Raw genomic sequence first — 18,798 nt, 5'->3', positions numbered from 1 at the left:
GCTTAAGTGACCGGCATTAGCCTTCTGCAGGCTCCCTTTTTTATCAATCAGCGCCCATTAATTGAGTAGCAACAAGCAGGATAAATCATCATTTGCGTTTATCTGATCGACGTATGCGTTTAGCTCTTTTGCTAAGTTGTGGTTGTGGTTATAAACCATATGAAATGAGCCAAAAAGCTGCATGATTTCTTCCTGAGTCACGTCTCGCGTCATGGATATCATGGATATTTGAGTTTTTAGATAAAAATAATCCGCAATCATCAGATAATATTTACGCAAGATGTCGCCCATCTCATCGCCGGGAAAAGCGTTGTTGTACATATGGTAAAGAATGTAATTCTTCACCACATGTTCTTCAGAGAGGCAACTGTTGGCTAACACCTTTTCCCATTGCATATTTAAAACTGTGAATTTTTCCTGCACCTTAGCTTCGTTGGGTTCTTTATCTAGCTCTAAATAAGCTGCGAGATTCAGGTGATTTTGTACCATGAAGTTGCGGCCGCGACGAAGTTGTTGAATAGCGGTGCCAAAGACACTCAACAGCATCAATTTCATGCTGGCTGAGCTACTGATTTGTTTACGTTGCTTGGTAATTTCGCCACTTGCCAATTGATTTTGTAGACTTAAGAAAAGAGAGTCTAGATTCTCGACGTTGGTTTCAACTTCATACTTAATCTGCTGTAAATAAAGGATCAGATGTACGATGGCGAGTAAATTATCTTCGATGGTAGGGCTGTCAGCCATGATGAGGTGGCTGCAAAATAAATTGATTAATTGACTCGTTTGAGAGCGATCTGCGTTTACTCCCTTCTGCTTAATTCGTATGGCCGTTTCAACGATTAATTTTTCATGCTCATTTACTAGCATGCTATCTGGTTGAAATAACACTTGATTAACCACTTCGGGGCAAGCCATTGTCAGGCTGAGTAAGGTCTCGTTTGCATACTGTCTTTTTAGTCGAGGGAATGTGTTGCAAGTCATACTCAGCGCATTGGGGCCCATTTCAGCATGGATAGTGCAGAGTTTATCTGCATTTAGCATTGGACAATTCCCTGACTCATTCACTTTGACCATCGCAAATTCATTGTAGCCTTTGCGGGTTAACAGCAGCGAGTTTTTGGCAAAAGAGCGAATCTTTTCGTGGTGGGCATTGGTGTATTTTTTGTAGGTTTTCTTATCAATAAAGATCTGCCAACCGGAACAGCAATGATCGATACACTCAGCTCCAGAGCATTGGAATCGGGTGTAAAAATTTGGGGTAACGGTCTTATGTGTTTTCATATGCTAGCCAGTGATGGGTTTCTCGTAATGTTTAAATTATCACCAGCACGTTTTTTTGATCTTTGAATAAGCGTGAGAAAAATAGGTTAATTTAAATCACTGTCATGTTTGACTCAGCATCTGACGATAACTACGTTTTTCTCTCATTGATTCATTTAAACCTAGCGCCTGTGCTTTTTGCTGTAACTCTTGCAGCAAGCTGGGAAGCGCGGATTCGTCGTCGGTCATAATGGCAATCTCGGCGAAATGCCCGAGCGTTGGCAAGTGATCTATGGTGATGTGATAGCGCCCAAGAAAATAGATGCTACGGTTTTTTTCCATACGCAGGCTTGGGACAAACCCCAGCTTTTTGACCATACTGGCGACTTTTTCGCAGTCCTCGATGTTAATTGCTTCACACTCTGAGGCATCTGGCCCCTTCACTATCCACAGCTTGATTCCAGACGGCTGCATTTCACGAATGCACATGCTGACGCCGTGATTGATCAGTGGAAAACCGGGAAGCTCGTAGTAGCAATCAATTTCGCGATTATCAAGATGAAAGGGCTTTGCACCCGCTGCGGTGATGTGCTGAAGAAAAGCGTCGGGCTCGCTGAGATGAAATTTTAGCTCAGCTTCGTATTTTCCGATGAAGTGATCGTGTCTCATTACTATTCCTAGGGTTAGAGGCTATGCAGCCAATAATAACACGCTAGCAAAGTATAACTATGAGACGTATTGGCTAATGTATAAATAAAAAACTGCGATTTTGCTATGGAATATCAATTCACGTAAAGATTTGTGAAGTATTAATAATGTATATTACTAGCATTGGTTTAGTTTTTTTTCTTGTGTGAGTATAAATATCACTATGAGGTAAAAAAATAAAATCGTTGTTCATATATGTCATTCACAAGAAGTTTAAAATAATAATAATTAACATTAACGCATTGTTTTTAATTGGTTTTATATTGTTTTCGCATGTCAGGGTATGCACTTTACAATAACGATGAAACGGGGCAATACTAGCAGCGTGTTAACGAAATCAAAAACGATATAGCATTGAATAGACCTGCATAGATAAGTGCTTATTCTATAAAGTATGGCGACTAGTATTCTGAGAATATATTAAAATATCCTCAGCACGACTAATCGTTATGTCTATTTATCTGTAAGGATAAAAACATGATGAAAGTATTAATTGTTGAAAGTGAATTTTTACATCAAGACACTTATGTCGGAGCGGCGGTTGAACGGTTGGCTGATGAACTCGTGCGGCAAGACGTCGAAGTGTTAAAAGCGACTTCATTTGATGATGGTTACGCCATTTTGTCTGCGAATGAAGCTATTGATTGCCTGATGTTCAGCCGCAGTATGGATGATTCAGCAGAGCAGGTGCTGGCACAGCAATTGCTGAATAAGTTACATGAACGCCAAGAGAATGTGCCGGTATTCCTGCTCAGCGACAGAGAAAAAGCGACTCAGGAACTGAGCCGCGAGATGATGGAGCAAATTGACGAATTTGCGTGGATCCTCGAAGATACCGCAGATTTTATTGCTGGCCGCGCCGTTGCTGCGATGAAACGTTATCATCAACAACTATTGCCACCGCTGATGTCGGCACTAATGAAATATAGCGATGTTCATGAATATTCATGGGCGGCTCCAGGTCATCAGGGGGGCGTTGGCTTTACCAAAACGCCAGCTGGACGTTTCTATCATGATTATTACGGCGAAAATTTGTTCCGTACTGATATGGGGATCGAGCGTACCTCTCTGGGATCTCTGCTCGATCACACCGGCGCATTTGGTGAAAGTGAAAAGAACGCCGCTCGCGTATTTGGCGCCGATCATTCCTATTCTGTGGTCGTAGGGACTTCAGGCTCCAACCGCACCATCATGCAAGCCTGTATGACCGAAGATGACGTAGTGGTCATTGACCGTAACTGTCATAAATCCATCGAGCAGGGGCTGATTCTGACCGGTGCTAAACCTGTCTACATGCTCCCTAGCCGTAACCGCTATGGCATTATCGGGCCGATCTATCCTCAGCAAATGCAGCCTGAGGTTATTAAAGAGAAAATAGCCAACAGCCCACTGACTAAAGATAAAATCGGCCAGCAGCCTTCTTATAGCGTCGTCACCAACTGTACCTATGATGGTGTTTGCTATAACGCGAAAGACGCTCAGGGATTGTTGGAAAAAACCACCGACCGCATTCATTTTGATGAAGCATGGTATGGTTATGCCCGTTTTAATCCGATGTATCACAACCACTATGCGATGCGTGGTGAACCTACAGAGAACGATCGCAACGGTCCAACGCTGTTTGCGACTCACTCCACGCATAAACTGTTGAATGCGTTGTCGCAGGCGTCTTACATTCACGTACGTGATGGCCGTGGCTCGGTAGATTTCTCTCGGTTTAACCAAGCTTACATGATGCATGCGACCACTTCGCCGCTGTATGCAATTTGCGCTTCTAACGATGTTGCTGTTTCTATGATGGACGGCAATAGCGGCTTGTCACTGACTCAGGAAGTGATTAATGAAGCAGTGGACTTCCGTCAAGCGATGGCGCGTTTATATAAAGAGTTCACTCAGGATGGTGACTGGTTCTTTAAACCTTGGAATCAGGAAATTGTCACAGATCCAGCCACCGGTAAACAAATGGCATTCGAAGATGCCCCAGCTGAACTGCTGGCGTCGGAGCAAAGCTGCTGGGTGATGAATCCGGGCGACAACTGGCACGGTTTCAAAGATCTGCCTGAAAACTGGAGCATGCTTGACCCAATTAAGGTCAGTATTTTAGCGCCGGGTATGGGTGATGATGGTGAGCTACAGGAGAAAGGGGTTCCGGCTGCTTTGGTTACCGCTTGGCTGAGCCGCCACGGTATCGTGCCAACACGTACTACGGATTTCCAAGTGATGTTCCTGTTCTCGATGGGGGTAACGAAAGGGAAGTGGGGGACGTTGGTCAACACCTTGCTTTCGTTTAAACGCCATTATGATGCCAATACCCCGCTATCTCAGGTTCTGCCTGAGTTGGTAGACGATTATCCTGAGGTCTATGGCAAGTTAGGTCTGCGTGATTTGGGCGATAAGATGTTTGCCTATCTGCGTAAAAATAACCCTGGTGCTAAGCTGAATGCGGCATATTCGGGTCTTCCTGAGGCGGTGATGACGCCACGTCAGGCTTATCAGTCTATTGTTGCGAATAAGGTGGAGATGGTTGCGATCGACGGTCTGGTCAACCGCATTGCAGCCAACTCCATCATCCCTTACCCACCAGGAATCCCAATGTTACTGTCTGGTGAAAACTTCGGTGGAGAAGATAGCCCACAGATTGGTTATCTGCGAGCCTTACAGGCGTGGGATCATGAATTCCCTGGTTTCGAGCATGAAACTGAAGGGACTGAAATTATCAACGGTGTTTACCATGTGATGTGTGTTCGCACAGAGTAACTATCGTTGGTGATGTAGCAAAGACACCACAGCAAAAAACAATAAAGTTTTATCTCTTGTAGTATCTGCGCGGGCATGTCCCGCGCTTTTTTGTCTCTAATGTTTACTTTTTAATCTGTAATCGAGTAAATACCCTGCGTAAATAAATTTATACGGCTCTATTTATCTTTTAGATATTGAATAATTAGAAAAGCACTGTATTTTATTCATTGGCATTTGAATCATCATATGTATTACTTTTTCTTTTATGTCTTATTACTCTAGTCGATAAGTCTAGTTTAGTAGCGGCATTTTATTCTTTACGTCTGTAGGATGTCTTATTATGAAACTTAGTAGCAACGACAATTGTGTTGTCGTTTTAACTCGAAAAGATGTCACCGTTAATTTCAACGAAGAAAATGAAATCACGTTCAAAGCTAATCACATGATGCTCATATCTTGTGAAAATAACGTAATAGATTTCTCAGAATTAGAGCCTTCATCGGTGCTGCATTTGAATAGAGATGTAATAAAAGACTATATCCATTTTTTAAAAAAAGACATCAGCCAAGTGTCTCCCAATCTACGCTCTGTACCGTGTTTTATGATTGAGCGGTGCCAAACTCCCCACATCTTTCAAGAGGCTGCACGTCTCTCTCAAGATTCGTTAACTTGTGAAGTCGATCTCGAACGTAGACGTTGCCTTGCTTTCACAGTGCTATCAATTTTTCTCAATAATAACAGCCTCATACCTTTTCTTATTCGTGAGGTGAGAAGCAATTTAAGTGCTAATGTTTACAACATTATTCAAAGCAATATGCACAAAGAGTGGAGCTTGACTTCAGTCGCCAGTTGTCTGTGTTTAAGTCCTAGCTCATTGAAAAAAAAGCTAAAAAATGAAGATACTACCTACAGTAAAATCATTACTGACTGTAGAATGCGTTATGCTGCAGAACAACTACTTGTTTTTAATAAAAATATTTCTCAAGTTTCTTCTCTTTGTGGTTATAGCAGCACGTCATATTTTATCTCAGTCTTTAAAGAATATTACGGTGTCACCCCCCTAAACTATGTACACCGTAGTCGAGATAGAATGACTGCATAATTCTTCTATTAAAATGAGTAAATATTATTTAATATAATTTATCACTAGCTAGTCTATATATATTTTAAGTTTGAAAAGTTATGTAATCTTTTTATGTTTTATCTTTATATATATAGTTTTATCTAAATGGTCGTCGGCTAAAAATATGCTAATAATGGAGATATTCACCGTTAGCCTCTGGAATGATCTCACTCTGAGCGTAATATTGGTTTTACCCTAAAACTTCTATTTAACTTAAGGTTAGATTATGTCTACGGATTCTGAATCTCATAAAGTGGGACTCATTCCTGTTACTCTCATGGTATCAGGTAATATTATGGGTTCCGGTGTATTTTTATTGCCGGCAAATCTAGCATCCACCGGTGGGATTGCAATCTACGGATGGTTGGTGACCATCATTGGCGCGCTAGCGCTGTCGATGGTCTATGCCAAAATGTCGTCCTTAGATCCCAGTCCCGGCGGTTCTTATGCTTATGCTCGTCGTGCTTTTGGCCCTTTTCTTGGTTATCAAACTAACGTTCTGTACTGGCTTGCCTGCTGGGTCGGTAACATCGCGATGGTGGTTATCGGCGTAGGTTATCTCAGCTACTTCTTCCCTGCGTTAAAAGATCCGATGGTGCTAACCGTCACCTGCGTTGCCGTACTCTGGATTTTTGTTTTACTCAACATCGTTGGGCCAAAAATGATTACTCGCGTACAGGCCGTGGCAACCGTCTTGGCCTTGATCCCGATTGTGGGCATCGCGGTGTTCGGGTGGTTTTGGTTTCGGGGTGAAACCTATATGGCGGCGTGGAACGTCAGTGGTCAGGGGACATTTGGCGCCATTCAAAGCACGCTTAGCGTGACGCTGTGGTCATTTATCGGGGTTGAAAGCGCCTCGGTTGCTGCCGGTGTTGTGAAGAACCCTAAACGTAACGTCCCAATTGCCACCATCGGCGGGGTTTTGATTGCTGCAGTGTGTTATGTGCTGTCCACAACCGCCATTATGGGGATGATTCCAAATGCTGCGCTGCGTGTCTCCGCTTCTCCTTTCGGTGACGCTGCTCGTTTAGCGTTGGGAGATACCGCAGGAGCCATCGTTTCTTTCTGTGCTGCCGCGGGTTGTTTAGGCTCACTTGGTGGTTGGACGTTACTGGCCGGTCAAACAGCAAAAGCGGCCGCTGATGACGGATTATTCCCTCCTATTTTTGCCAAAGTCAACAAAGCAGGTACACCGGTAGCTGGTTTGCTAATTGTGGGTGTGCTGATGACCATTTGCCAATTCGGGAGCATTTCACCTAATGCGGCGAAAGAGTTTGGCCTTGTTTCGTCAGTGACCGTTATCTTTACGCTGGTACCTTATCTCTATACCTGTGCGGCGCTGCTATTGCTAGGGCATGGTCATTTTGGCAAATATCGCGCTGTGTATATTGCGGTTGTCACCGTTGCCTTTATCTACTGTATTTGGGCGGTGGTGGGGTCCGGTGCGCAGGAGGTTATGTGGTCATTTGTCGTACTGATGGTGATTACCGCCATGTATGCGTTGAACTATAACCGTCTGCATAAAAACCCATATCCGTTGGATGGCACCAATCCTGACGGATCGCTGAAAGCTCCGTCGAGCAACTAAAAGCAGGCGTACATCATAGAATATAAAAACCGCAGCGGTTTCCGCCCTGCGGTTTTTACGGTCTCTGTTTATGCTAGTGCGCTGCGTTGCTGTAGGGCAACTAAAGCAGCAAGTGCACGTTGAGCATCGCCTTCCGGGACGAATATATGGTCATGGTAATAGGCGGCCACTACGTTCGCGCTGATGCCATTCTCGGCTAGTTCGGTAGCGATAGCGGCAGTTAAGCCAACAGCGTCGAGACTAGAGTGAACCGTTAGCGTAATTTGGCGAAAATTGCTGCTGATGTTTAATCCGGCGGCTTGGGCATTTTCTCGCGGTAAGATCAGGGTGAGCCCTTCGGCTTCAAAAAAAAGGCCAAGCGGATTGAGTTTGCTAGCCTGTTCCAAGGTTAGATTCTGGCTGGTACAAAATACAAAGGTATTCGGATTCAGTGCTGGCTCCATAGAGGCCAGTAGTTGAGTGATCTCTTTTATTCCGCTCATATTGACTTCTCCATTCCGTTTTTTGCGCAAGAGTAGCGGGCTATTCATGTGGCGTTAAATTAAAAAAAGTTTGCTGCAATTAGGTATGCTTATAGGCATATAGTAATGCTCTGCGATTGCGTGAGGACAAGGCCATGATTGAAGTGATTCTGGTTGATGAAAGCGACATGCCGGTTGGCAGAATGGAAAAATTAGCCGTTCATCAGCAAGGGCTGCTGCATCGGGCTATCTCTGTGTATGTTTTTAACGATCATCAAGAGCTACTGCTTCAGCGTCGTGCCGTGGGTAAATATCATGCGGGTGGGCAATGGAGCAATACCTGCTGCGGTCATCCATTTCCCGGCGAAGATACCCAAGAGGCGGCAATGAGGCGTTTATATCAGGAAATGGGTATGGCCTGTGCCTTGCACGAATCGTTTGAATTAAGTTATCGCCTCGACGTTGGGGGCGGGCTGATCGAGCACGAACTGGCTCATGTGTTTATCGGCCACAGCAATGTTGTGCCGCAGCTTAACTCAGAAGAAGCTGACGCCTTCGCTTACCATCCGCTTGAGGAAATTATTGAGCAAATGGCATTAGAACCTGAACGTTTTACGCCGTGGTTTAGACTATGTCTGCCAAAAGTGATTGAACGCTTGGGCTAACCGGTTCCTTCTTCCGTCATGGGAGAGGGAATGTTTTACCCATTCCTATTCTGTAATGAAATGTCGGTCATGTCGTTTTTTGTCCTCTGGGCCTGATAACGGGCTACCTTCTGTTTTTCCTCATATTTATCCACTGAACCAGAGCGGCTATTCCTGCTTTGATTCAGAAGTTAAACGCTATTCGTAAAGTTGTTCAAATTGTATTCAAAAAAATTGAATAACTAGCTCAAAAGTATCCGATTTTAACGCTTCGTTAACCGATCTATTCTTTAGTCATCGGAAGGCAAGCGCCTTTCAAAACATAGAAAAATTCAAGAAAGGTAAATATTATGAAAAGCATCAAAAATTTAGCTGTAGTTTTAGCGCTTTCTGTAACTGCATTTGCTGCTTCTGCTGCAGATCTGTCTTCCGCTCCGACTTCTGATATGCAGAAAATGGGTGTGGTTTCCGTTAGCGGTGCAACGACTCTTGATGGTTTAGAAGCTCGTGTTGCTGCCAAAGCTGAGCAGGCAGGCGCATCTTCTTATCGCATCATTTCCACTACTGGGAATAACCGCATGCACGCTACTGCGGAACTGTACAAATAAGTTTTCTCCCCTCTAGCCCCTGAGTTTCAAAAACAGAAAAGGCCTTTCCCCATGATGGGGAGAGGCCTTTTTGTTTACCACGATCTGCAACATGTTGGTACACGGTGCCTTTCTCATGTTTTTGGTGGTAGCCTAACTCTATTGCATTCGTAAGCGTCAATCATGTCCAACGGGATCGTTGAGGAGAGCATTGTGGGAATTAACATCGTGGATAAAAAAATCGGTTTTATCGGTTGTGGCAATATGGGCAAGGCGATCTTAGGTGGATTGGTCGCCAGTAAATTGGTCCCAGCAGAAAATATCACGGTGTATAACCGTAGTGCGAAAAGCGTGGAAGCGATTAGCCAGGAATTTGGCAGCCGTGGTGCAAACAGCGCTGATGAAGTCGCTAAAGAGGCTGATGTGTTGATCGTGGGTGTTAAGCCAAACATGATGGCTAACATTCTTGGTGAGATCCGTGACGCTTTGAAACCAAGCGCAATTATAGTTTCTATTGCAGCTGGGGTGACTCTCGAAACGCTAGAGTTTGCCCTTAAAGACGGGCAGAAAGTGGTGCGTGTCATGCCTAATACGCCCGCTCTCGTCAATGCGGGAATGTCGTCGATAACGCCGAATAAACAGGTCAGTGAAGATGAAAGCGCGCTTATCGTTGAAATCTTTAGTAGCTTTGGTCGAGCAGAAATTGTCCCTGAATACCTGATTCACTCCGTGGTTGGTGTAAGTGGTTCAGCGCCTGCCTATGTGTTTATGTTTATTGAGGCCATGGCTGATGCCGCTGTTCTTGGCGGTATGCCGCGTGCGCAGGCCTATCAATTTGCTGCGCAGGCGGTAATGGGGTCGGCAAAAATGGTGTTGGAAACAGGGAAACATCCGGGGGAGCTCAAAGATATGGTGTGCTCACCGGGTGGAACCACGATTGAAGCGGTGAAAGTCTTAGAGCAAAAAGGATTACGTGCAGCCGTTATGGATGCAATGCAAAGTTGTATGGCTAAATCTGAAGAAATGAGTCGCCGCTAGTTCTCTCCTCTCTCCCGAATGCTTATGTCGAAGCGATCGCCCTTTTCTAGGACGATCGCTCATGTTATTACCCGCAAAATTTCGTCAGGATATTGATTATAAGGTACTCATAAAGTGCTCATATCGATGTTGACTTTTCAGCAATTGAGAACTATGTCGCCGATTGAGAACTTTCTTGGTAAATTCCCTCCCCGAGTCTGAACGATTCGGAATGTGGTGTGTCTCATGTCTTCTAGGATTGGTAACAAGGTTTCAGAAAGTAATGCAAAAAATAAAATTGCTATCACAACCAATGCAGGCGCTGCTGTTAGCGATTTATGTTGGTATTTTTCTCAATATTCCGGTTTTTTTACGCCGTTTTGATGAAGTTAAAGAGGGGCTCCACTTTTCCAAATGGATGACGGGAAGTTTAGAAGTTTTAGTCGTCCTCCTTTTCACTTTCTTTGTGCTGAGAGTCTGTTCGCTAGGCGGCCGCCGATTCTTTCAGATTGCAGCCACATTAATTACCCTGATTTCAGTCGCAGCCAGTTACTACATGACAGCGTTTAACGTTGTGATTGGCTACGGCATTATCATTTCTGTGTTTTCACCCGGAGATCTGGGGCTGTTTTCCGAGGTTGTCGGTTGGAAATTTCTCCTTTGGTTTATCGCTGCTAGCATCATTCCTTTAGCTATTATCTGGTTAGGTTCTGGGCGTAACACACTGTTAGAACAGTTAAAAACGCCTGGAAAGCGAATTTCATCCTTGGCCGTTATGGCTGCAATCGTTGCCGTTGTTTGGGTTCCATTAAACATGATGGGGACCGCGCAGAAGAAAATTGATCAGAAAAACAACGTGGATATGCCGAGCTATGGCGGTGTCGTCGCCCACTCTTATCTGCCATCAAACTGGCTAGCGGCATTTGGCCTTTATGCTTACACTGCCCTAGATGAGCGTCAGGATGAGGCCGATTTATTGGATCCTGCAGCGAAGTTTACCTATGTTGCGCCTGAGGGGATTGACGATACTTATATCGTATTCATCATTGGCGAAACTGCCCGTTGGGACCACATGGGCGTTCTTGGCTATGAGCGCGATACTACGCCTCAGTTGGCGAAAGAGCCTAATTTGGCTGCGTTCCGCGGAGAGTCTTGTGATACTTCGACCAAGCTTTCGCTACGCTGCATGTTTGTGCGGGAAGGCGGCACTGAGAATAATGCTCAGCGCACGCTAAAAGAGCAGAACATTTTCTCTGTGCTTCACCATATTGGCTTCAGCTCAGAGCTGTTTGCGATGCAAAGTGAGATTTGGTTCTACAACAATACCGATGCCGATAACTTCTCATTCCGTGAGCTGATTGCGGCAGAGCATCGTAACGATGGCAAACCGGTAGATGATATGTTGCTGGTGGAAGAGCTGAAAAACTCGTTGCAAAAGCACCCTAACGGCAAACATCTGGTGGTTCTGCATACCTCCGGTTCGCATTATCTGTATACGCAACGCTACCCGCGTAGCTATGCAAAGTTCCAGCCGGAATGCATGGGGGTTGATGACTCTTGCACCAAAGAACAGCTGATGAACTCGTATGACAACAGCATTTTGTATACGGACAACATGATTAAAAGCGTGATTGATCAGGTGCGTGATAAAAAAGCGTTGGTATTCTATGCCTCCGATCACGGTGAATCGATCAGTGATAACGAACATTTCCACGGAACTCCGCGTGAAATGGCTCCGCCGGAACAGTTCCGCGTACCGCTGATGGTCTGGGCATCCGACAAGTTCTTAGCATCTGGTGATAACGCTAAAATGTTTGCGCAAGTACAAAAGCAGGCCAAACAGGGACAAACACATCGCCATGTTGAGCTCTATGATTCCATTCTGGGGTGTTTAGGTTATACGTCGCCAGACGGCGGTATTAATGAAAACAATAACTGGTGTCGTTTCTAATTTAGTCAGTTAGCTTACTTAATCAGTTGGCTTAAAAAGCCGGAGAGAATCTATCGCTCCGGCTTTTTTATCTAAACATTCATACCTCTGCATGAATTTTTCCTCAAGTTTCCCTTAAAAGCGCCGATAAACTGATCAATCGTTAGCCAGTTTCCTCTGTTCTGGACTTACTCTCCGTAGAGAGAGGCATTCCCGTTGGCGACGAGACATACCCCGTCTAACGCTCTCTTTTGCAGGCTCTTTAATTCCTAGGGATATCGCCATATGAGTAAACACCTGACAGTCCGTGGTGGGCTGGCCATCATCATGCTTGTTTATACGTTGCTATTGCTGATGATTAGCATCATTGGTATTCAATCTGTTCGCCAAATCAATCAAAAACTGGCCGTCGTCAATCAGGTGCAGGCCGAAGAGCTGAGCCCGTTGGCGGCCAGTTTCAATGCTACCCTGCGAGCACGCACTGCGGGTGCGTTATCGATGCGACAAATGGAGATGGGGAAGCTAGCGGCAGCCGATGATAGCCGCCAACGAGCTGAAAAATTAATCAGTGAATCTGATGCTGCGATGCAGAAATTTACCGATCTGAAGAAGTTAACTCCACGTGGTGCACAGTTGAGCGCTGAGTTGGAAAATAGCTATCAGATTTATGTGAGCCAAGCGTTACGCCCAATGTTACAGGCTCTGAAAGCGAATGATAGCGCGAAATATTACGCCCTGTTGGAAGATCAGTTGCGCAACCTGTCCGCTAATTTTGATCGGGATTTGCGCGACTTCCGTGCCTTTGCTGACGAGGTCGGGCAGAAAGCTCTGCAAGATGCGCAAAATGATTACCAGCGTGATCTGATCATCATCAGTTGTGCATTTGCCTTCTCGCTGTTGATTGGAGCACTGTGTTGGGTTGCGCTGCGCAAAATTATTTTGCATCCGTTGGATCGTCTGGATGCGCATGTTTCGCTGATTGCCGACGGTGATTTATCTCAGGATCTTGAAAGTGAAGGTAAATCAGAGATTGCTAAGTTAGGCCGCCGTTTACGCAGTATGCAGACGTCGCTGGCCGATACCGTCAGCCAAGTGCGTGATGCCAGTGTGCAGGTGGAAGTGGGGGCTCGAGAGCTGACCGCAGGTAACCGTAATTTATCACAGCACACCGAGGAACTGGCTGCTTCTCTAGAAGAGACGGCCGCCAGCATGGAGCAGTTAACTGCCACGGTGAAGCAAAACGCAGATAACGCCGAGCAAGCCAACCACCTGGCTGGAAATGTGTCACATACGGCAGATAAAGGGGCTGAAATTGTTAGCGAGGCGATTACTCGTATGCAGGGTATTTCGACCAGTTCTCAGAAGATTGCCGATATTATCAGCGTTATCGATGGCATAGCCTTCCAAACCAATATTCTGGCTTTGAATGCGGCCGTTGAAGCTGCTCGTGCCGGAGAACAAGGGCGTGGATTTGCTGTCGTGGCTGGTGAGGTGCGTAACTTGGCACAACGCAGCGCCCAGTCGGCGAAAGAGATCAAAACGCTGATTGAAGACTCTGCCCGTCGTGTGAAAGAGGGGTCGTCAATGGTGACATCGGCGGGTGAAACTATGGCTGAGATCGCCACCGAAATTCGTCAGGTAACGACGCTGATGGGGGAGATCTCTGAGGCTTCGCACGAACAAAGTCGCGGCATTGAGCAGGTAAATCAGGCTATCTCCCAGATGGATCAGGTGGCGCAACAGAATGCCGCACTGGTGGAAGAATCCGCTGCTGCAACAGGCTCTTTAGAAGAGCAGAGTGGGCATTTGATGCAGAGCATGAGCGTGTTTAAGCTGGCGCAAAACTAAAGTGGAATAACACAAGTTTAGGCGCGACTTTTGTCGCGCCTTTTCTATTGAGAGCAGATGAGAGCAGACCCAATTATTCCTGCTTTACAAACGACACCAGCTTAGGCTGCGCAATACGTTGGTAGTCTTGCGTGTTTAAGATCATTGAGCGTTCAAGGGTGCCTGCGTTAAAGGCCAATTCGTCAAAGCGTTCAAACAACAGCGGGTCGGCAACGAGCAATAAGTCAGGATGGAAACTAAACGGAGGGATAGCGCCAAAAACGCAGTCAGTCAGCGTATCCACCTCAACCGGGCTGGCTAGCGATGCACGAGTCCCGCCGATGCTGTGTGCCACTGCGCTTAAATCGGCCTGTTTATCCGCAGGTAAAATTGCTAGCACGTGCTGTTTAATACCGTTCCCTTTCACATGACACAGCAGTGCCTTCGCGCCTTGGCCAAGCTGAGTGCCACGGATCTTAGCCACCTCTTCAGATTTGCCTGCCGTTGGATGCTCAACGACTCGATAGCGAGCCTGCTGTTCATTGAGCAGCGCACTGAGGCGATCAAAGGTTGCGATAGACATTCCGTTTTCTCCCGTATGGATTCCTGTTGGTATGAAGTCATTCTACCGCGATTAAACATGCCCTAACATGATGCGAAACAGCCAAAATGATTCCCCAAAATGGAGCATGACTTCGCTCAGAACAGCATTTCCTCCTGTCGATGCCGCAAATTACAAACCCAATTGTTCAGATATTCAGCATTTGGCGATAATTTTTTCACCAATTCTGCCAGAGATATCCGCTATTAAAATTTTGTTACATAGTGAAATAAGCTGACCAACGACTGCTAGCATAAATTTTAATCCTGTAAATGTTATCAAGACGTTTCTTTAATGTTTGTATGCTGTATATCACAGTCCTTGTAAATCACCTTTGGTTATATTGACGTCACCTTAAACACTTGCGAAATTGGTATGCATAAGGTGGGTGATTAACACTGGAAGCCCCTTCCAAGTGCTACCCAATGTGGCCCCGAAGAATCGTTCTCTTTGGCATGCGGGTTGCACCCATCCTTGGCTTTTCAGCCAACACTGCACGGGTCGCATATAAAAAAACAGATCTGGCAGACACACACATCACTACGGAGCCAAGCGTTATGTCTTCTTATAAGAACACCTCCACTCACCGTGGAAAAAAAATAGGTGCGTTGAAGTTGGGGATTGGTCTGGTTGCTCTGGCGCTGGCCGCCGGTGCTCAGGCAAAAACTCTGGTTTATTGCTCAGAAGGTTCACCTGAAGGTTTTAACCCTCAGTTGTTCACTTCTGGTACAACTTACGATGCGAGTTCTGTGCCGCTCTACAACCGTTTAGTTGAGTTCAAAACTGGCACCACTGAGATCCAGCCGGGTTTAGCCGAAAAGTGGGAGATCAGCCCAGATGGTAAAACCTACACTTTCCATCTGCGTAAAGGCGTGAAGTGGCAAGGCAGCAAGCTGTTTACCCCAACGCGTGATTTGAACGCTGATGACATCGTGTTCTCCTTTATGCGTCAGAAAGATGAAAAAAACCCGTACTACAAAGTGTCTGGTGGCACCTATGAGTATTTCCAAGGTATGGGATTGGGTGAATTGATCAGCAAAGTAGAAAAAGTGGACGATAACACCGTACGCTTTGAACTGACGCGTCCTGAATCACCATTCTTAGCTGATTTGGCAATGGATTTTGCGTCTATTTTATCTGCTGAATACGCCGATGCGATGATGAAGGCGGGTACACCAGAGAAGATCGACCTTGAGCCGCTGGGGACGGGGCCATTCCAACTGGTGCAATATCAGAAAGACTCCAAAATCCTGTACAAGCCGTTCAAAGATTACTGGGGACCTAAGCCAAAAATCGATCGCTTGGTCTTCTCCATAACGCCGGATGCTTCCGTGCGCTATGCCAAACTGCAAAAAAATGAGTGTCAGGTGATGCCGTATCCAAATCCGGCTGACATTGACCGCATGAAGCAAGATAAAAGTATTACGTTGATGGAGCAGCCGGGTCTGAACGTTGGCTACTTGTCGTATAACGTTGAGAAAAAACCGCTGGATAACGTGAAAGTGCGTCAGGCACTGACGATGGCGGTAAATAAAGAGGCGATCATTGAAGCGGTGTATCAGAAAGCGGGTCAGCCAGCGAAGAACCTGATCCCACCGACCATGTGGAGCTACAACGACAAAATCACCGACTATGCTTACGACCCAGCGAAAGCAAAAGAGTTGTTGAAAGAAGCGGGCTTGGCAGATGGTTTTGCTATCGACCTGTGGGCAATGCCGGTACAGCGTCCATACAACCCGAACGCTCGCCGTATGGCTGAGATGATTCAGGCTGACTGGGCGAAGGTCGGTGTAAAAGCCAAGATTGTTACCTATGAGTGGGGTGAATACCTAAAACGTGCGAAAGACGGCGAGCATCAGACCGTGATGATGGGATGGACTGGGGACAATGGGGATCCAGATAACTTCTTCGCGACGCTGTTTAGCTGTCAGTCTGCTAAAGATGGTTCTAACTACTCAAGATGGTGCTACAAGCCGTTTGAAGATTTGATCCAGCCAGCACGCGCTGAATCCGATCACGAAAAACGCACCGAACTTTATAAACAGGCTCAGGTCGTTATGCATGATCAGGCACCCGCGTTGATCATCGCTCACTCCACCGTTTATGAGCCAGTGCGTAAAGAAGTGAAAGGCTATGTGGTTGATCCATTAGGTAAACATCACTTCGATCAGGTGTCTCTCGACTAACCACGTTAACCCCTCCCATCCTCCCTCTTGTCAGGGGGAGGAATAGAAATAGATTGTGCCGAGTGGGCATTTTCATCATTCAACGCTCTTCTGTGAAGGGGAGCGTTGGGGTGGGGTCTCCGTTAGACGTAGCTGTACTGTGAGCAATGCTTCAATCATAAAAATAGAGAGTACGGGATATGTTGCAGTTCATACTCCGGCGTTTGGGGTTAGTTATCCCAACGTTTATTGGCATAACGTTATTAACGTTTGCTTTTGTTCACATGATCCCCGGCGATCCGGTCACGATCATGGCAGGGGAGCGCGGGATCTCCGCCGAACGTCATGCTCAGATGATGACGGAAATGGGATTGGATAAACCGCTGTATCAACAATATTTCATCTACGTCAAAGACGTACTGCACGGTGATTTAGGCACCTCGCTCAAGAGCCGAACGCCGGTTTGGGTTGAGTTTGTCCCCCGTTTTAAGGCCACGCTGGAACTCGGTATCTGTGCGATGTTATTCGCTATCGCGGTCGGTATACCGGTCGGCGTATTAGCTGCGGTGAAGCGCGGCTCCATATTCGATCATACCGCTGTCGGTATCTCACTGACAGGCTATTCCATGCCGATTTTCTGGTGGGGGATCATGCTTATCATGTTGGTATCGGTACAGTTCAATCTCACGCCCGTATCGGGGCGCATAGACGACAGTGTTTTCCTTGATGATAGCTATCCGTTAACCGGATTTATGCTGATTGATACCCTATTGTGGGGAGAGCCGGGTGATTTCAAAGATGCAGTCATGCACATGATTTTACCTGCCATCGTGCTGGGTACTATCCCATTGGCGGTCATTGTTCGTATGACCCGCTCATCGATGTTGGAAGTGCTGAGTGAAGACTATATCCGTACCGCTCGCGCGAAAGGTTTGGGGCGTATGCGCGTGATTATTGTACATGCGTTGCGCAATGCGCTGTTGCCGGTGGTCACAGTCATTGGCCTACAGGTGGGGACCCTATTGGCGGGGGCGATCCTGACAGAAACCATCTTCTCTTGGCCGGGGCTAGGACGCTGGTTGATTGATGCTTTGCAGCGCCGAGATTATCCGGTGGTACAAGGTGGTGTGCTATTGGTGGCCATCATGATCATTCTGGTTAACCTGCTGGTTGATGTGCTGTATGGCGTCGTTAACCCACGTATTCGCCATAAGAAATAGGAGGCGCAACGATGTCTAACGTTACAACAACGTCCTCGGGAATAAGCGCGCCTAAGCCGATGACTCCGTTTCAAGAATTCTGGCACTACTTCAAACGCAACAAAGGCGCGGTGGTAGGACTGGTCTATATCGTCATCGTTTTAATTTTGGCGATTGGTGCAAACGTGTTGGCTCCGCATCTGCCAGCGGAACAGTTCCGCGATGCCTTGCTTAAACCTCCCGTATGGCAAGACGGTGGCAGTTGGAAATTTATTCTTGGCACAGATGATGTAGGCCGTGATGTGCTGTCGCGCCTGATTTATGGTGCGCGTTTGTCACTGCTGGTGGGATGTCTAGTGGTCGTATTGTCACTGATCCTCGGCGTGATATTCGGCCTGCTGGCAGGATATTTTGGCGGTGTGGTTGATGCCGTCATCATGCGTATTGTGGATATCATGCTGGCCTTGCCAAGCCTGCTGTTGGCTCTGGTTCTGGTGGCTATTTTCGGCCCGTCGATTGTTAACGCTTCATTGGCGTTAACCTTTGTTGCGCTGCCGCACTACGTGCGATTAACGCGTGCGGCGGTGTTAGTTGAGGTGAACCGCGATTATGTGACCGCTTCTCGTGTAGCGGGCGCAGGTGCGATGCGCCAGATGTTTATCAATATTCTGCCTAACTGTTTAGCGCCTTTGATTGTGCAGGCGTCGTTAGGTTTTTCGAATGCCATCCTCGACATGGCTGCATTAGGTTTCCTTGGCATGGGGGCTCAGCCGCCAACGCCAGAATGGGGAACCATGTTGTCTGATGTACTGCAATTTGCGCAAAGTGCGTGGTGGGTCGTGACCTTCCCTGGCTTAGCGATTTTGCTGACGGTCTTGGCATTTAACCTGATGGGCGATGGATTACGCGATGCGTTAGATCCGCGTCTCAAGCAGTAGTGGGTAGAGGT

The 18,798-nt window shown here is 46.5% G+C and carries 15 protein-coding genes; 11 read left to right on the top strand and 4 right to left on the bottom strand.

What is annotated here, in order from left to right:
• Nucleotides 1-57: 57 nt before the first annotated feature.
• Together fliB and K9N75_RS20855 are read right to left on the bottom strand one after the other, a co-directional pair.
• A complete protein-coding gene (fliB, locus tag K9N75_RS20860; RefSeq protein ID WP_008815600.1) occupies nt 58-1,281 on the bottom strand; it encodes a flagellin lysine-N-methylase in 1,224 nt (407 codons plus the stop codon).
• Between the two features lie 102 nt (nt 1,282-1,383).
• Nucleotides 1,384-1,929, bottom strand: coding sequence for a class IV adenylate cyclase (locus K9N75_RS20855; RefSeq protein WP_061059416.1), 546 nt, complete (start codon nt 1,927-1,929; stop codon nt 1,384-1,386).
• A gap of 519 nt (nt 1,930-2,448) precedes the next feature.
• Between K9N75_RS20855 and adiA the strand changes: the two genes are divergently transcribed.
• The 3 genes from adiA to adiC all read left to right on the top strand — a co-directional run bounded on the left by adiA (nt 2,449) and on the right by adiC (nt 7,418).
• Nucleotides 2,449-4,725, top strand: coding sequence for an arginine decarboxylase (gene adiA, locus K9N75_RS20850; protein WP_040012426.1), 2,277 nt, complete (start codon nt 2,449-2,451; stop codon nt 4,723-4,725).
• Nucleotides 4,726-5,047: 322 nt separating this feature from the next.
• Entirely contained in the window at nt 5,048-5,809 is a 762-nt protein-coding gene (locus K9N75_RS20845; protein ID WP_008815597.1) for an AraC family transcriptional regulator, read from the top strand.
• A gap of 247 nt (nt 5,810-6,056) precedes the next feature.
• Nucleotides 6,057-7,418: an arginine/agmatine antiporter gene (adiC, locus tag K9N75_RS20840; RefSeq protein ID WP_039189152.1), complete on the top strand. Its 1,362-nt coding sequence runs from the start codon at nt 6,057-6,059 to the stop codon at nt 7,416-7,418.
• 68 nt (nt 7,419-7,486) lie between these two features.
• On the opposite strand, the gene K9N75_RS20835 is transcribed toward adiC, so the two are convergent.
• The gene (locus tag K9N75_RS20835; RefSeq protein WP_039189154.1) at nt 7,487-7,900 is read right to left on the bottom strand and encodes an ACT domain-containing protein; all 414 of its coding nucleotides are present in this window, start codon (nt 7,898-7,900) and stop codon (nt 7,487-7,489) included.
• 134 nt (nt 7,901-8,034) lie between these two features.
• Between K9N75_RS20835 and idi the strand changes: the two genes are divergently transcribed.
• The 5 genes from idi to K9N75_RS20810 all read left to right on the top strand — a co-directional run bounded on the left by idi (nt 8,035) and on the right by K9N75_RS20810 (nt 13,905).
• Nucleotides 8,035-8,544 (top strand): isopentenyl-diphosphate Delta-isomerase, encoded by a 510-nt coding sequence (gene idi / locus K9N75_RS20830; protein ID WP_008815594.1) that lies wholly within the window; start codon nt 8,035-8,037, stop codon nt 8,542-8,544.
• A 329-nt stretch (nt 8,545-8,873) separates the two neighbouring features.
• A complete protein-coding gene (bhsA, locus tag K9N75_RS20825) occupies nt 8,874-9,131 on the top strand; it encodes a multiple stress resistance protein BhsA (RefSeq protein ID WP_004091138.1) in 258 nt (85 codons plus the stop codon).
• A gap of 207 nt (nt 9,132-9,338) precedes the next feature.
• A complete protein-coding gene (proC, locus tag K9N75_RS20820) occupies nt 9,339-10,148 on the top strand; it encodes a pyrroline-5-carboxylate reductase (protein ID WP_263481251.1) in 810 nt (269 codons plus the stop codon).
• Nucleotides 10,149-10,410: 262 nt separating this feature from the next.
• Complete coding sequence (eptB, locus tag K9N75_RS20815; RefSeq protein WP_061059418.1) at nt 10,411-12,078, top strand: kdo(2)-lipid A phosphoethanolamine 7''-transferase; 1,668 nt, start codon at nt 10,411-10,413, stop codon at nt 12,076-12,078.
• A 264-nt stretch (nt 12,079-12,342) separates the two neighbouring features.
• Nucleotides 12,343-13,905 carry a methyl-accepting chemotaxis protein gene (locus K9N75_RS20810; protein WP_008815591.1) on the top strand — a complete coding sequence of 521 codons (1,563 nt, stop codon included), beginning with the start codon at nt 12,343-12,345 and terminating at the stop codon, nt 13,903-13,905.
• Between the two features lie 73 nt (nt 13,906-13,978).
• Here the strand turns inward: K9N75_RS20810 and K9N75_RS20805 are convergent, their stop codons facing one another.
• Nucleotides 13,979-14,467, bottom strand: a complete 489-nt coding sequence (locus K9N75_RS20805; protein ID WP_224452067.1) for a YbaK/prolyl-tRNA synthetase associated domain-containing protein — start codon at nt 14,465-14,467, stop codon at nt 13,979-13,981.
• Between the two features lie 575 nt (nt 14,468-15,042).
• On the opposite strand from K9N75_RS20805, the gene dppA reads away from it, so the two are divergent.
• The 3 genes from dppA to dppC all read left to right on the top strand — a co-directional run bounded on the left by dppA (nt 15,043) and on the right by dppC (nt 18,787).
• A complete protein-coding gene (dppA, locus tag K9N75_RS20800; protein WP_008815589.1) occupies nt 15,043-16,671 on the top strand; it encodes a dipeptide ABC transporter periplasmic-binding protein DppA in 1,629 nt (542 codons plus the stop codon).
• 179 nt (nt 16,672-16,850) lie between these two features.
• Nucleotides 16,851-17,870: a dipeptide ABC transporter permease DppB gene (gene dppB, locus K9N75_RS20795; protein WP_008815588.1), complete on the top strand. Its 1,020-nt coding sequence runs from the start codon at nt 16,851-16,853 to the stop codon at nt 17,868-17,870.
• A gap of 11 nt (nt 17,871-17,881) precedes the next feature.
• On the top strand, nt 17,882-18,787 hold the full coding sequence (gene dppC / locus K9N75_RS20790; protein ID WP_008815587.1) for a dipeptide ABC transporter permease DppC: 906 nt from the start codon (nt 17,882-17,884) through the stop codon (nt 18,785-18,787).
• The last annotated feature ends 11 nt before the right edge of the window (nt 18,788-18,798 follow it).

It is taken from the genome of Hafnia paralvei (assembly GCF_020150375.1).
Classification (GTDB): Bacteria; Pseudomonadota; Gammaproteobacteria; order Enterobacterales; family Enterobacteriaceae; genus Hafnia; species Hafnia paralvei.
This window is presented reverse-complemented; position numbering and strand designations above follow the sequence as displayed.